Below are 14,263 nucleotides of genomic sequence, written 5' to 3' on the forward strand. Positions count from 1 at the left end.
CTCAAGGGTCGAACCGGGTGATCTCGCGCTCGCCGCCACTTGCGGTGGGGGCTTGCATCGCTAGAATTGGCACTCATCTACGTCGAGTGCTAACAGCGGTCCCCGAACCGGCCTGTCAGTTCTCCAGCCACATCCACCACCTAGCTTGGGAGCCACCCATGAGCAAACTGCGTCCGCTGCACGACCGCGTCATCGTCAAGCGCCTGGAAGAGGAGCGCGTCTCCGCCGGCGGCATCGTCATCCCCGACAGCGCCACCGAGAAGCCCACTCGCGGCAAGGTGATCGCCGCCGGTACCGGCCTGATCCAGAGCGACGGCAAGATCCGTCCGATGTCGCTGAAGGCCGGCGACGTGGTGCTGTTCGGCAAGTACGCCGGCCAGGAAATCAAGATCGACGGCGAAGACCTCGTGTTCCTGAAGGAAGACGACATCGTGGCCGTGATCGAAGGCTGATCGGCTGAGCGCGTAAATCGCGCTCGCCAGTCACCAGAGGCTTCCTTCGGTGACGCTTTCGAAACGACAAATCCCTTTACTTAATTTCAAAATTTTTCAAGGAAAAATTTTATGGCCGCTAAAGAAGTCCGCTTCGGCGAAGACGCCCGCTCGCGCATCCTCAAGGGCGTGAACACGCTCGCCAACGCCGTCAAGGTCACGCTGGGCCCGAAGGGCCGCAACGTCGTGCTGCAGAAGAGCTTCGGCGCTCCCACCGTCACCAAGGACGGTGTGTCCGTGGCGAAGGAGATCGAGCTGGCCGACGCCTACGAGAACATGGGCGCGCAGATCGTCAAGGAAGCCGCCTCCAAGACCTCCGACAACGCCGGTGACGGCACCACCACCGCCACCGTGCTGGCCCAGGCGTTCATCCGCGAAGGCATGAAGGCCGTCGCCGCCGGCATCAACCCGATGGACCTGAAGCGCGGCATCGACAAGGCCGTGGTCGCCGCCGTCGGCGAGCTGAAGAACCTCAGCAAGCCCACCGTCGACGACAAGGCGATCGCCCAGGTCGGCACCATCTCCGCCAACTCCGACGTCGCCATCGGCGACATCATCGCCACCGCGATGAAGAAGGTCGGCAAGGAAGGCGTGATCACCGTCGAGGAAGGCTCGGGCCTGGACAACGAGCTGGACGTGGTCGAGGGCATGCAGTTCGACCGCGGCTACCTGTCGCCGTACTTCATCAACAACCAGCAGAGCCAGCAGGTCGAGCTGGAAGACCCGTTCATCCTGCTGTACGACAAGAAGATCTCCAACGTGCGCGAGCTGCTGCCCGTGCTCGAAGGCGTGGCCAAGGCCGGCAAGCCGCTGCTGATCGTCGCCGAGGAAGTGGAAGGCGAGGCGCTGGCCACGCTAGTGGTCAACACCATCCGCGGCATCGTCAAGGTTGCCGCCGTCAAGGCGCCGGGCTTCGGCGATCGTCGCAAGGCGATGCTGGAAGACATGGCCATCCTCACCAACGGCCAGGTGATCTCCGAGGAAGTGGGCCTGCAGCTCGAGAAGGCCACGGTGCAGGATCTGGGCCGCGCCAAGAAGATCGTGGTCACCAAGGAAAACACCACCCTCATCGACGGCGCCGGCGAAGCCGAGAAGATCCAGGCTCGCATCAAGCAGATCAAGGCGCAGATCGAGGAGACCTCCTCCGACTACGACCGCGAGAAGCTGCAGGAGCGCGTGGCCAAGCTGGCCGGCGGCGTGGCCGTCATCAAGGTCGGCGCGGCGACGGAAGTCGAGATGAAGGAAAAGAAGGCCCGCGTGGAAGACGCCCTGCACGCCACCCGTGCGGCCGTCGAGGAAGGCGTGGTGCCCGGCGGCGGCGTGGCGCTGATCCGCGCGCTGACGGCCGTCGAAGGCCTCAAGGGTGACAACGAGGACCAGAACCTCGGCATCGCCATCACCCGCCGCGCGCTGGAAGCCCCGCTGCGCGAGATCGTGTTCAACGCCGGCGCCGAGCCGTCCGTCATCGTCAACCAGGTGAAGGAAGGCAAGGGCAACTACGGCTACAACGCCGCCACCGGCGAGTTCGGCGACATGGTCGCGATGGGCATCCTCGACCCGACCAAGGTCACCCGCTCGGCCCTGCAGTACGCCGCGTCGGTTGCCGGTCTGGCGATCACCACCGAAGCGATGGTGGCCGAGCTGCCGAAGAAGGAAGAGCACAACCACGGCGGCGCCCCCGGCGGCATGGGCGGCATGGGCGGCATGGATTTCTGATGCCCTCATCCGTGCCATCGTCCCTGATGGCTTGAGTCAAAAAGCGGCCATTCATGGCCGCACTGCTCACCAAGAGCAGCGCGACACCAAAAACCCCGCCTCGGCGGGGTTTTTCTTTGATCGCGTTGCCGTGACATCGCGCGAAGTCTGTTGTTGCATGCAACATAAATGTTGCTATGCTGGGTTCGCGCAGGCAGGGACGGGCCGATGAAATACAGCGAGTTCCAGCGCTGGCTGAGGCGGCAGGGCGTGAGTTTCGAGCCTGGCAAAGGCAGCCATCAGATGGCGCGCTACCGAGGCAAGACCTCCGTATTCCCCTCGCATGGGGCGAAGGAGATGCCGGAGTCGTTGCGCAAGAAGATCCTGAAGGATCTGGGACTCTGAGCGGACACCGCGCCGTCGAAGCCGGACAGGAGCCACGATGAAATACCCGATCAAGCTGGTGCATGCCGATGGCGTAGTGATGGCCACCTGTCCGGACTTGCCGGAATTCGCCAGCGTGGGCGACACGCGGGACGAGGCGCTGCGTGAGGCCGTCGATGGCATCGAGACCACGCTGCAGATGTACATGCAGGATCGTCGCGACATTCCGGTGCCGAGCGCCCCCAAGCGAGGTCAGCGCCTCGCCGATTTGCCGCCGCTGGCTGTGGCCAAGATTGGGCTGTATCAGGCGATGCAGGCGAAGCGCATGCGCAAGGCCGATCTCGCGCGCCTGCTCGACATGCACATGCCGCAAATCGACCGCCTGCTCGACCTGCGCCACAGCTCGAAGCTGGAACAGGTCGAAGCCGCGCTCAACGCGGTGGGCTATCGCATCGAACTGGCGGTGCGGGCGGCGTGAGCAGCAAAGCCGAATACGATTGACCCGGTCGAAGCGCTCCAAGGATGTACCGCACTTCAAGAAGCTGCAGGAGGCCGCAGGCAGCGGCAAGACCCGCATCTCGATCATGCTGGACGATGCGGTGATCGCCAGTTTTCGCGCACGCACCGTTGCCGACGGCGCCAGCTACCAGACCGAGTTCAACCGCGCCCTGCGAAAAGCCTGCAAGGCGACGAGCCAGTAACTCTGGAAATACTGCGCAAGGCAACGCGCGAGCAGTTGCGGTCGGCTTGAAGGCGCACATCATACGTGCGGCGGCAACACGTTCCCTACTACATAACTTACGGTGCACGCGGCCGTGTAGGGCGTGTGCAGCTTGGTTTGTCCCGTATGCATGATCCGCAGGCTGGTGCCGCGAGTCCTTACCACTTCTCCATCTCGTCGATGATGATGGATTCGAGCAGTTCCGCTGGGTTTTCGCCGGCACTATTCAAGAGTTCTTTGGCCCATTCGCGACCAAACCTTTCGGTGACGTCGTATAGCCAAACGCCGCCGAATTCCTCCGCATCCACACGGCGCCAGCGTTCGGATAGCAGGGGTGCGTGACGGATAACTTCGCCGATGAACCCCATGTAGCCGTCGTATGCATCGAGGGACTCGCCGCGATGGTTCTTGAGAACATCGGCGGCTCCCAAGGCGAGGAAGGCAATTTCCTCGGCAAGCGATTCGTCGAACTTGCAGTGGGCTGCCGCTTCGCGTTTTTCCAGCTTCGCCAAAGCGTCGGCAGGCGTCGTACCGAAGGCGTACTCCTCGCCATCACCTCGCTCCGCGTAGTAACGAGCCTTTGCCGCTGCTCGCCAGTTTGGGTCGACATGCCCAATGGTGATGTTCTTCATAGCTGGCTCCTCAGCATCGTCTCGCGGTGGTTGCGGATGAGTGCAAGTTCTGGCGCGAACCGTTCCGGCAATTCGATAAAGCGATCCTCGATAGGCCGGAACACCTCTTGCAGGAACAAGTCCTTGCTTGCCTTTAGTTGATGAGATAGCACGACACGGTGGTCGTCGGTCAGCGAGAAAAGATGCAGGTCGAACGCCTTGTCGTGGATCGTCGAGAGGCATAGCCCGTTGCTCGGATTCAAGCGATTCGCCTTGTCCTCGCGCCACGGCACGATGTGGCTGGCGACAAGCAGGCGCGCATCGCTGACGCCCGAGATACAGCAGCGCCCGCCGTAGCTGGCGAGCACGGCGCGACGGAAGAAGTTCTGCTTGATGCGCTGTTGCACAAGGGCTTGGCGGGTTACGCCGGTGTAGTCGTCGAGTGCGAAAGCGTCGTCGGCATCGCGCGGTGTTTCGGCTTTCAGGCCGTGTTCGTGCAGCAGGTGCTGGCGGAGTTGTTCGCACTCGACGGCGAGCCGTTCCCAATCGGCGTGGAACTCGTCCCATATCTCGCGATCCAGCGCGGACGCGCCGCTCAGTCCCTTGCGTCCCGTGCCGGTGATCGACGGATCAAGGCTGGCGAAGTTGACCAGCTTCATCGCCAGCGCACTGGGCGTGCGGCCGATCAGCTTGGCTAGCTCAACGATCTGCGGGTTCTTGCTGTGCAGCTTGCCGAACGGCGTCTGGCAGTAGAACGCGAAGGCGAGCTTGAGTTGCTCGGGCGTCCAATGTCCCTTGTTGGAAAACGCGCCGGGTGAAAGTGAGATCGTGTCAGGCATGGCGACTTCCTTGGCAGCAAGCCTGCATCCTGGCACTTCGCAACGATGGCAGCCACTACGACCAACCATCGTTGAAACAAGCGAAAGTCAGCGCGCGACCTGCGTCCCGCCGCTTGCTGTGTTCGGCACCGGCGCCACATGCGCCACGTGCTCGGGCGCGATCCCGCCGACGAACTTCGCCAGCACCCCATCCAGCTTGCGGCTCATGCGCAGCTGCTCGACGCTGGCCATGGACCGGTCGAGCTTCCGGGTGGCGGCGTCCGTGTTCGGCGGTGGTGCGCCGGGGGCGCGGGTGAGCGCGGCGAGCTGCGGGCCGAGCAGCTGGGTGAGCGCGAAGTAAGGGGCGTCGTGGATGCCGGCGGCGGCGAGCAGCTTGCCGGGCAGCAGCCATGAGGCGGTGCTTTCGTGCACGGGCTGGCCGCTGCCGCGCGGGTCGACCAGCAGCCAGGTGCCGGCCTGCGCGAGCATGTCGCCGCCGTCGACGAAGCCGTCGATGCGGTAGCTGCCGGCGAGCCCGGGCAGGTGGTCGCCGTAGAACAGCAGCAGGGTGGGGCGCTGGCGTTTGGCGAGCAGGTCGGCGAGGCGGCCGAGTTCCTGGTCGGCGTGCTGCATGTGGTAGAGGTAGGTCTGCAGTTCGCGCTTGTCCTTGCCCTCGATGCCGGCGGGCACCGCGATCGCGTCGCGTGCGGCGGTGTCCTTCGGCTCCACGTCGTAGGGGCCGTGCGCCTCGATGCTGATCGCGAAGATGAACTGCGGCGGCCCGCTGTCCTTGAGCTGGCGCAAGATCTCGTCGGTCATCGCGCTGTCGGCCATGTACTTGCCGTCGTTCGGCGCATCGGGCGGGAACGCGGATTGCGACACGAAGCGCTGGAAGCCCAGCGTCTTGAACGCGGTGCTGCGGTTCCAGAACGTGGGGTCGTTGCCGTGCACCGCCACCGTGGCGTAGCCGTGGTCGTCCAGCACGTGGACGAGGCTGGGCAGCGGCTTGCGGCCGATCTGCAGGTAGGGGAACTGCAGGTTGTCGAAGTAGCGCAGCGACAGCCCGGTGAGCACCTCGAACTCGGTGCGGATGGTGCCCCCGCCGAAGGTGGGCACGTGCAGCGGGCCGCTGGTGCCGTGCTGCGCGAGCCGGCGCAGGTTGGGCGTGAGCTCGTCGTGCGCGTAGCCCTTCATGATGCTCGGATCGAAGAACGATTCGCTCTGCACCACCACGATGTCGGGCAGCACGCTGGCGTTCGGCAGCGCGAGGTGCTGGCGCAGCGCGTCGGCGGACTGGGCGATCAGCTGCTCGGCGATGGCGCGATCGGGCTTCGGCTTCTGCTGGCCGTATTGCAGGTGGAACATCACCAGCTCGCTGACGAGGCCTGCATGGATGCGGGTGGAGGCGGCCGACCAAGGCTCCAGCCACAGCACGCGGGCGTTGTAGATCTTCGCCCAGCCGCCCCAGCCGCCGAGCAGGCTGCCCAGCAGCAGCGCCAGCACGCCGCCAGCGACGAGGCGCTTGCCGCCGGTGCGGCGCGCGAACAGCGGCGGCTCCACCCGCCACATCGCGATCAGGATCAGCACGCCCGCGAGCAGCGCCAGATACGGCCACGGGCTGTGCGGCAGGTAGCCGGCCAGCAGGTGCGCGCCGCCCTTGCGCAGCTGGCCCACCATGCGGAAATCGGCCGGCAGCAGTGGCGTGCCGAGGTTCGCCACCTTCAGCGCGTTGACGCCGTAGACCACCCCCTGCAGCAGGTAGGCCAGCCCGAACGACAGCAGCACGCGGCGCGTCATCGCCAGCAGCAGGCCGGCGAACAGCAGCCCGGGCCAGGCATTGGCGAGCGGGAAGCGCGGCTGGTCCAGCAGGCGCAGCGGCAGCACGCCCTTGCCGCCGTCGAGCAGGCTGGTGAGCAGTACGAAGGCCAGTGCCATCGCGAGAATGAGGGCGATGCGCGGCGCCGTGCGGCGCAGGACGGGGACGGCGGGTGGAGTCATGGCGGAAGCGGGGGCTCGCTTGTCATGGGGGTTGAAGAGTGCGGCCATGGATGGCCGCCCGTTTGATTCTCGCAATCACGGATGATTGCAAAGGAATTGAGCAGTGCGGCCATGGCTGGCCGCCCGTTTGATTCTCGCGATCACGGACGATCGCAAAGGTTGAGGCGTGCGGCCATCGCTGGCCGCCTGTCGGATTCTCGCGATCACGGACGATCGCAAGGGTGTTGAAAAGCGCGGCCATGGCTGGCTGGCCGTTTGATCTTCGCGATCGCGGACGATCGCAAAGGCAAAGGAAACAGTAATCAGGATGACATGAACCGGGTGTTCATCGTGGCTGGGGACGAACGGCTCAACCTGCAACGCGTCGGCGGGGCAACGGTGTACCGACCACGTGCATGGCTCGGCTGCGGCACAATGGCCCGATGTCCCACGAATCCCCCGCGCTACGCGCCCTGATCGACGACCGCTACGCCGAGCTGGCCAAGTGCTGCCGCGCCGCCGGCGTGCCGCTGCACGACGACGCCGGCGTGGCCGAGCGCATCCGCCGCACGCTGGCGGCCAGCGATTTCGCATTCGAGGCCTGGCGCGCCCAACCGGCGCTGCTGTCACCCGCGGGGCTGGATCGGCTGCGCTCGAACGCCGACGCCGCCGCGCGTATCGACACGCTGAAGCTGCCCGAGGACGAGACCCTGACGCTGGCCGCGTTGCGCCGCTTCCGCCACGCCGAGGCATTGCGGCTCGTGTTCCGCGACGTCAACGGGCTGGACGAGCTGCCCGAGACGCTGTCCGCCACCAGCGTGCTGTACGAGGTGCTGCTGGAGGTGGCACTGGGCTGGTCCGAGCGCGCGCTGGCCGCGCGCTACGGCCACGCACGCAGCCGTGAGGGCGAGCGCCAGCGGCTGGTGGTGGTGGGCTTCGGCAAGCTGGGCGGCGCGGAGCTGAACTTTTCCTCCGACATCGACCTGGTGCTGGCTTACCCGCATGGCGGCGAGAGCGACGGCGCGCGCGTGCTCGACAACGGCGAGTATTTCGTGCGGCTGGGGCGACAGCTTGTGCGCCTGCTGGGCGAACCCACGGTGGACGGCATCTGTGCGCGCGTCGACTTGCGCTTGCGGCCGTTCGGCAACGCCGGGCGACTCGCGCTGTCGTTCAGCGCGATGGAGCAGTACTACCAGCGCGAGGGCCGCGACTGGGAGCGCTACGCCTGGATCAAGGCGCGCCCGGTGGCCGGCGACCGCACTGCCGGCAAGCAGCTGCAGGAACTGCTGCGGCCCTTCATCTACCGCAAGTACCTCGACTACACCGCGTTCGCCGGCCTGCGCGAGATGAAGGCGCTGATCGATGCCGAGGTGGCGCGCAAGGATCTGTCCGACAACCTCAAGCTCGGCTCCGGCGGCATCCGCGAGATCGAGTTCATCGTGCAGCTCACCCAGCTGATCCGCGGCGGCCGCGAACCGTCCTTGCGCGTGCGCGGCTTGCTGCCCGCGCTGGCCGCCTGCGAGGCGCGCGGTCACGTTCCCGCCGCGCGCGCAAAGGCGCTGCGCGAGGCCTACGTGTTCCTGCGCCGGCTGGAGAACCGCGTGCAGATGCTGCGCGATGCGCAGACCCACGACATCCCCGATGACGCGCTGAGCCGCGAGCGCATCGCGTTCGGGCTGGACTGGCCGGCGTGGGAACCGCTGGCCGCGGAACTGGCGCAGCACCGCGAGATCGTAGCCACCGAATTCGCCGCCGTGCTGATGCCGCAGGGCGGGCGCGGTGCGCGCGTGCCGGCGGCGGACGCGGCACTGTGGCAGGCCGCCTGCGCCGAGACGCTGGACGCCGGCACGCTGGAGGCCAGCGGTTTCGTGCCGGGCGCGGAGGTGGCAGACGCGCTGGCCAAGTTGCCGCAGGGCGGCGCGGTGCGCGCGATGTCGGCGCGCTCGCGCGAGCGGCTGGATCACCTGATGCCGCAGCTGATCGCCGCCGCGCGCACCAGCGCGGCGCCGGTGCCCTGTCTGCTGCGGCTGTGCCGGCTGACCCAGACGGTCGCGCGACGCTCGTCCTACCTCGCCCTGCTGGAGGAACAGCCCGCCGCGCGCAAGCGGCTGGCCACGCTGTTCGCCGACAGCGCCTTGCTCGCCGAGCAGGTGATCGCGCAGCCACTGCTGCTGGACGACGTGCTCGATCCGCGCATCGACCAATTGCCGCTGAAGCGCGCCGATATCGCCGCCGAGATCGCCCGCGTGCTGGCCACGCTGGAGGAGCGCGAGGCCGAGGCCGAACTGGAGCGCATCAACGAGTTCCAGTCCTCCACCGCGTTCCGCCTCGGCCTCGCCTTCAACGACGGTCGCGCCGACGCCGCGGCCACCGCGCGCCGGCTCGCCGCGCTGGCCGAGTCGGTGGTGGGCGCGGTCACCGCGCTGGCCGAGCGCGAGCTGGTCGCCCAGCACGGTCGCCTGCCGGGAGCCGATCTGCAGTCGGGTTCCGGCTTCGCGGTGCTGGGCTACGGCAGCCTTGGCGGCGAGGAGCTCGGCTTCGCCTCCGACCTCGATCTGGTGTTCGTCTACGACGGCAAGCGCGCGCAGGCGATGAGCGACGGCGCGCGGCCGATCGAGGGCGCGCGCTGGTACCAGCGCCTCGCCCAGCGCGTGATGAACTGGCTCACCGTGCCCACCCGCGCCGGCCGCCTGTACGAGGTGGACACGCGGCTGCGCCCCGACGGTTCCAAGGGCCTCTTGGTGGGCAGCCTCGACGCCTTCGTCGCCTACCAGCAGAGCCGCGCGTGGACCTGGGAACACCAGGCGTTGCTGCGCGCCCGCCCGGTGGCCGGCGATGCCGCGCTGGGTGTGGCGCTGGCCGCGGTGCGCCGCGAGATCCTCGGCGTGCCGCGCGAACCATCGCAGGTGCTGGACGAGGTGAGCCAGATGCGTCGCCGCTGGCGCGCCGAGCGCGACCGCTCCGACGAACGGCACCTCGACCTCAAGCAGGGCCGCGGCGCCCTGCTCGACATCGAGTTCGCGCTGCAGGGACTGGTGCTGGCGCACGCCGCGCGCCATCCCGCGCTGCTTGGCGTCACTTCGAATGCGGCCTTGCTCGCCGCCTGTCGCAACGCGGGCCTGCTGGCCGCGGCGCAGTTCGCCACGCTGGCAGGCGCGCACGCCGCGCTGCTGCAGCGCTCGCTCGCCTGCACGCTGGATGCGCGTTCACGCGTCGCACCGCGCGATGCGGCGCTGGAGACGCTGTGCAACGAGGTGATCGCGCTCACGCAGGCGCTGGGCTTCGCGTTCGACTGATGCGTGGCGGCGACGGGCGCGTCGCTTGATCAAGCGTCGCCGAGTGCCGCCCTCTTTCTTCGGGAGAGGACGGCGGCAGCCGGGAGAGGGTTCGCACAAGGCGAGGTACTGCGGCGATGCCGAACCCTCTCCCCAATCCCCCTTCCTCGCTCCTTCACGCGGAGAGAGCACATGGACGTTCTCGGCTCTGAGGAGCGAGGAAAGCAGGGCCATCCACGGCCCTTCCCCGCATCCGGCGGAGAGGGGCTTCATGCAGTCCGCAGCGTGCTGAAGCGAGGGCTTGCCATGGCCCGTGGTGCGCGATCGAAGGATGCCGCGCTCAATGCACCAGTGCCGGTGTGGCGAACGGCTTGCGCACGACGTAGTCGATCGATTCGCGGCTGTCCTTGCTGGATTCGTGGTAGCCGCCGCCGTAGAACTTGCGCGCCCAGTCGGCGTAGCGCTCGAGCTTGCTGGGCATGTGGTCGCTGCGCGTGATGATCTCGCAGGCATAGGGAGAGCTGGCAAACGCGTCGAACAAGTTCATGACGACACCTCCTCTCTGGATACGCGCCATGCGGTGATGGTGCGATGCTGGCCGCCAGCTTCCCCGCGGGGGATGCGTCGATGGCCACGCTGGCGTCCGGAACCTTGTGCGTGCCTGACATGCGCCGCTATTGGACGCCGGAGCACGGTGCAGCCGTCGTGAAGCTTGCGCGATACGAAAGTGAAGAACTTGTTTTGCGACGGGATCAGCGAATGGCCATGCGCCGTTGCAGTTCGGCCGCGATCGCGGCGGTTTCGCGCAGCGGCGGCTGGCGTGCGGGCGCCACGTCGTCCAGCCCGTGCAGCAGGCCGCGTTCGCGCAAGGCGGCGTGGAAGCGCGCGAGCTTGTCCGGCAGCGGCGCGGCGACATGGGTGTGCACGGCGCAGCCCACCGCGCACGCCTCGCTGAGCATGTTCACCGAGTCCGGCGTGACCACCAGCCGGTCGGCCCAGCCCAGCACGCCGGGGTAGGGGTTGCGGCCATCGTCGGGGCCGGACCAGACCAGTCCCGGCACGCCGGCCAGCATGTCGCGGAAGATCGCCAGCATCTCAGGTGGCGTGCGCCGCGAGGCCAGCACCAGCAGGCTGCCGCCTTCGCGCGCGTGCCGGGCGAGCAGTTGCGTGGCCAGCATGTGCGCGTAGCCAGCATCCAGCGCCAGCTGCTTGCGCGGTCCGCCCAGCAGCACGCCCACGCGTGGTTGCGGCAGTTCCTCGAAGGCGGGGCAGGCATCGCGACCATCGGCCAGCCAGTCCTCGTCCACCGGGTTCAGCGAGCCCAGCGGCATGAGCACGTTGGGCTCCGCGAGTTGGTCGTGGCGCGGCGCGATCACCGTGTCCCAGTGCGCCGGATCGATGCGCGGATCGAGGATCTGCACGCTGTGGCACTGCCCGCGCGACAGCCGGCGCAGCATGCGCGTGAACAGCGCGGCTGCGCGACCGCAGCCGATCGCCAGTTGCGGCCACGGTGGCGCGAATTGGCTGCGCTGGTCCGCGGGCAGCGCCAAGCGGCCTCCCAGCACGAAGCGCGGCGCCAGCCACGACCACGGTGCACGCGGTTCCAGCAGCAAGTGGCGCACCGGCAACCCCATCCGTTCGGCCAGCGCCAGTGCCTGTCGCTGGTTGCCCGCGGAGGCGTCGGTGATCACCCAGCACTCCGCCCTCACGCCGGGCATGCGGAACGGCACCGGCGGATTGTTTCCTGTGCGTGCACGCTGTGTTGCCCCCGGTTGCGTTTCTGATCTGGCGGCGTGTCGATAGACTGACTGCCGGCACTGTTGTCGCCCAGCCGGCGACTCGGAGAATACCCGTGATTGGCTGTTCTTCCGAGACGTCGCCGCGGGCACTCGGCGGCTTTCCCGTCACCCACCCATTGCGGAGAACTTCCATGCGCGTGTTTCGTTGCTTCCTGATCGCGGGCCTGCTCGGCGCCGCGGCCACCGCCCAGGCCAGCCCGGTCACCTACAAGCTGGATCCGAACCACACCATGGTGCTGTTCAGCTGGAACCACTTCGGCTATTCCAACCCCACCGCCGACCTGGGCATGGGCGAGGGCACGCTGGTGTTCGACCAGCAGGACCCGGCGAAGTCCTCGGTGGACGTGACGCTGCCGCTGAGCAAGCTGGACACCCACGTACCGGCGCTGGACAAGCACCTCAAGGAAGCCGATTTCTTCGACGCCGCCAGGTACCCGGTGGTGACGTTCAAGAGCACCAGCGTCGAAGCGATGGGCGGCAACCAGTACAAGGTGACCGGCAACCTCACCGTGCACGGCGTGACCAAGCCGGTGACGCTGGACGCCACGCTGAACAAGGTCGGCCCGCACCCCATGACGAAGGCGCAGGCGATCGGCTTCGACGCCACCGCCACGCTGAAGCGCTCGGATTTCGGCGTGAGCACCTACGTGCCGATGGTGAGCGACGACATCAAGATCCACATCACCACCGAAGGCGCGGTACCGAAGGCGAAGTAAGCCGCCAAGCGTGCCAATGAAAAGCCCGCACCGTTGCCGGTGCGGGCTTTCGTCGTCGGGATCGGCGGCTCAGTTCGCCTTCACGCCGGCGTCCTTCAGCGCGGCCAGCTTGTCCAGATCGACGCTGGCCACCGCCTGCTTCAGCTGGTCGACGCTGTCGACATTGCCGCTCGCCTTCACCGAGAAGCGCTGGCCCACCAGCACGCCGTACTCGCCGTACTTCGACTCGCTGTCCCACTGTTCGTGGATCAGGTTGCCGTTGGCGCTCCAGGTCTTCTCGTAGCCGTGCTCGGTCTGCTTCTCCTCTTCCGGCGCCATCGCGGTGGCGAGCGACACCAGGCCCTTGGCGCCGCCGGTGTCGGAGACCTCGAGCCGGATGTGCCGGCCGTTGTCGGCCGCGTACTCGGCGTCGGCCTCGGAAACCTGCATGCCCATCGCCGCATTGCGCTGGGCCGACAAGTTGGTGCGCTTGAGGTCGCCCAGGCTGTCGGGCAGGAAGGCCTTGATCTGCTCGGGCGGCAGCGCCTCGACGTTGCCGCCACCGGCCATCGCGCCCATCATCTTGCCCATCGCGGCCGACTGCGCCGCGCTGTCGCCGGACTTCTGCGCCGCGTCCATGTCCTTGCCGGCCTGCTCGGCGCGCTGGCCCATCGCGGCGAGCTTGCCCAGCGCGCTGTTGCTGTCGAGGCTGACGTTGCCGCTGTCGCTGCTGCCCAGGTGCATGCCGCCCATCGCGGCGCCACCCAGCATCGCGGTGCCGACCACGCCGGCGACGATCAGGCCGATGATCCAGCTCAGCACGACCGCGATGATCACGCTCACCGCGGTGTAGCCACCGGCCTTTTCCGGCGGGCACTTCATGGTCGACGGCAGGCCGAGGTACAGCAGGTAGATCGCGTAGATCGCGCCGGCCAGCGCGATCAGCCAGCCGATCCACGGCAGGATCACCGCGATGCCGGCGATCCAGCTGGCGGTCCAGGAGTAGGCCACCACCTTCAGCGCCTGGGTCATGTCCTTCTGTCCGCCGAAACTCGGCGCCAGCGCGTTGACGATCAGCGCCATCACGTAGACCAGCACCAGCGACAGCACGTAGCCCAGCACGAGGCTCGTGATGCCGCCGCCGAACGAACTGCGCACGGTCATGCCGAACGCGCTGTAGCCGATCAGGCTGCTCTTGATGAAGTGGGCGATCGCCGGCAACGCGGCGACGATGACGATGTAGCCGGTGTACAGGCCGCCGACCGAGGCCGGTTCGGTGGCGACGACGGGCCACTCGGTCTTCGGTGTGGTGAGGATGGCCTTGATCCGCGCGATGACCTTTGCGAAGTCCATGATCGTTCCCCCGCGTGCGTGTGGTCGGCCGTTGCCGGACACGGGCCGGCTGGCCGTGAGTCCTGCGGCGCCGGAGATGCTGCGCCGCTCCGTTTGCTTCCCCTGGCCCCCACTGCGTACCACGGCGGCAGGATAGCTCAGCCTGCTACCATTGGCGGCCTCGCATCCCGTCCGGAGCCCTCCCCATGTCTGCCTCTGCCGCAGCCGTCGCGCCGATCCCGGCGAATGCCGAAAATCGTTACGAAGTGACGCGCGCCGACCTGCCGCTGTCCTGCCCGATGCCCGGAATGGGCTTGTGGAACTCGCACCCGAAGGTGTATCTGCCGATCGTCGATGATGGCGGCGAGTCGGTTTGTCCTTATTGCGGAGCACGTTACGTCTTGAGCGACTGACTCGGTCCGTCGTTCAGGATGGGCGCGGCATTGTTCTTGCTTGGATTTCAGG

Annotated in this window: 14 protein-coding genes; 8 read left to right on the forward strand and 6 right to left on the reverse strand. The window is 67.3% G+C overall.

Annotated elements, in window-relative coordinates; genetic code table 11:
- The first annotated feature begins 158 nt into the window (after positions 1-158).
- The 5 genes from B0E52_RS01595 to B0E52_RS01615 all read left to right on the forward strand — a co-directional run bounded on the left by B0E52_RS01595 (position 159) and on the right by B0E52_RS01615 (position 3,271).
- Complete coding sequence (locus B0E52_RS01595; RefSeq protein ID WP_077481096.1) at positions 159-452, forward strand: co-chaperone GroES; 294 nt, start codon at positions 159-161, stop codon at positions 450-452.
- Positions 453-563: 111 nt separating this feature from the next.
- Positions 564-2,207, forward strand: coding sequence for a chaperonin GroEL (gene groL, locus B0E52_RS01600; RefSeq protein WP_077481098.1), 1,644 nt, complete (start codon positions 564-566; stop codon positions 2,205-2,207).
- Between the two features lie 207 nt (positions 2,208-2,414).
- Entirely contained in the window at positions 2,415-2,591 is a 177-nt protein-coding gene (locus B0E52_RS01605; protein WP_077481100.1) for a type II toxin-antitoxin system HicA family toxin, read from the forward strand.
- A 37-nt stretch (positions 2,592-2,628) separates the two neighbouring features.
- Positions 2,629-3,048: a type II toxin-antitoxin system HicB family antitoxin gene (locus B0E52_RS01610; RefSeq protein WP_077481102.1), complete on the forward strand. Its 420-nt coding sequence runs from the start codon at positions 2,629-2,631 to the stop codon at positions 3,046-3,048.
- Positions 3,049-3,067: 19 nt separating this feature from the next.
- Entirely contained in the window at positions 3,068-3,271 is a 204-nt protein-coding gene (locus B0E52_RS01615; RefSeq protein ID WP_217316651.1) for a BrnA antitoxin family protein, read from the forward strand.
- Between the two features lie 178 nt (positions 3,272-3,449).
- Here B0E52_RS01615 and B0E52_RS01620 read toward each other — a convergent pair whose 3' ends face one another.
- From B0E52_RS01620 to B0E52_RS01630, 3 genes are all read right to left on the reverse strand, one after another.
- Entirely contained in the window at positions 3,450-3,923 is a 474-nt protein-coding gene (locus tag B0E52_RS01620) for a hypothetical protein (protein ID WP_077481104.1), read from the reverse strand.
- Positions 3,920-4,741 carry an HNH endonuclease signature motif containing protein gene (locus B0E52_RS01625; RefSeq protein ID WP_077481106.1) on the reverse strand — a complete coding sequence of 274 codons (822 nt, stop codon included), beginning with the start codon at positions 4,739-4,741 and terminating at the stop codon, positions 3,920-3,922. Before B0E52_RS01625 ends, B0E52_RS01620 begins: the two co-directional genes overlap by 4 nt.
- Before the next feature lie 87 nt (positions 4,742-4,828).
- Complete coding sequence (locus tag B0E52_RS01630) at positions 4,829-6,718, reverse strand: LTA synthase family protein (protein ID WP_077481108.1); 1,890 nt, start codon at positions 6,716-6,718, stop codon at positions 4,829-4,831.
- Positions 6,719-7,140: 422 nt separating this feature from the next.
- Between B0E52_RS01630 and glnE the strand changes: the two genes are divergently transcribed.
- Complete coding sequence (glnE, locus tag B0E52_RS01635) at positions 7,141-9,993, forward strand: bifunctional [glutamate--ammonia ligase]-adenylyl-L-tyrosine phosphorylase/[glutamate--ammonia-ligase] adenylyltransferase (RefSeq protein WP_077481110.1); 2,853 nt, start codon at positions 7,141-7,143, stop codon at positions 9,991-9,993.
- A gap of 319 nt (positions 9,994-10,312) precedes the next feature.
- Here glnE and B0E52_RS01640 read toward each other — a convergent pair whose 3' ends face one another.
- Together B0E52_RS01640 and B0E52_RS01645 are read right to left on the reverse strand one after the other, a co-directional pair.
- A complete protein-coding gene (locus B0E52_RS01640; RefSeq protein WP_077481112.1) occupies positions 10,313-10,519 on the reverse strand; it encodes a hypothetical protein in 207 nt (68 codons plus the stop codon).
- Between the two features lie 205 nt (positions 10,520-10,724).
- The gene (locus B0E52_RS01645) at positions 10,725-11,690 is read right to left on the reverse strand and encodes a mitochondrial fission ELM1 family protein (protein WP_077481114.1); all 966 of its coding nucleotides are present in this window, start codon (positions 11,688-11,690) and stop codon (positions 10,725-10,727) included.
- A gap of 212 nt (positions 11,691-11,902) precedes the next feature.
- Here B0E52_RS01645 and B0E52_RS01650 point away from each other — a divergent pair, with 212 nt between their 5' ends.
- Positions 11,903-12,487 carry a YceI family protein gene (locus B0E52_RS01650; RefSeq protein ID WP_077481116.1) on the forward strand — a complete coding sequence of 195 codons (585 nt, stop codon included), beginning with the start codon at positions 11,903-11,905 and terminating at the stop codon, positions 12,485-12,487.
- 69 nt (positions 12,488-12,556) lie between these two features.
- Here the strand turns inward: B0E52_RS01650 and B0E52_RS01655 are convergent, their stop codons facing one another.
- The gene (locus tag B0E52_RS01655) at positions 12,557-13,819 is read right to left on the reverse strand and encodes a Yip1 family protein (protein ID WP_077481118.1); all 1,263 of its coding nucleotides are present in this window, start codon (positions 13,817-13,819) and stop codon (positions 12,557-12,559) included.
- 185 nt (positions 13,820-14,004) lie between these two features.
- Between B0E52_RS01655 and B0E52_RS01660 the strand changes: the two genes are divergently transcribed.
- Positions 14,005-14,211 (forward strand): zinc-finger domain-containing protein, encoded by a 207-nt coding sequence (locus B0E52_RS01660; protein WP_077481120.1) that lies wholly within the window; start codon positions 14,005-14,007, stop codon positions 14,209-14,211.
- Positions 14,212-14,263: the final 52 nt, after the last annotated feature.

The organism is Rhodanobacter sp. C06, assembly GCF_002001105.1.
In the GTDB taxonomy this organism is placed as follows: domain Bacteria; phylum Pseudomonadota; class Gammaproteobacteria; order Xanthomonadales; family Rhodanobacteraceae; genus Rhodanobacter_A.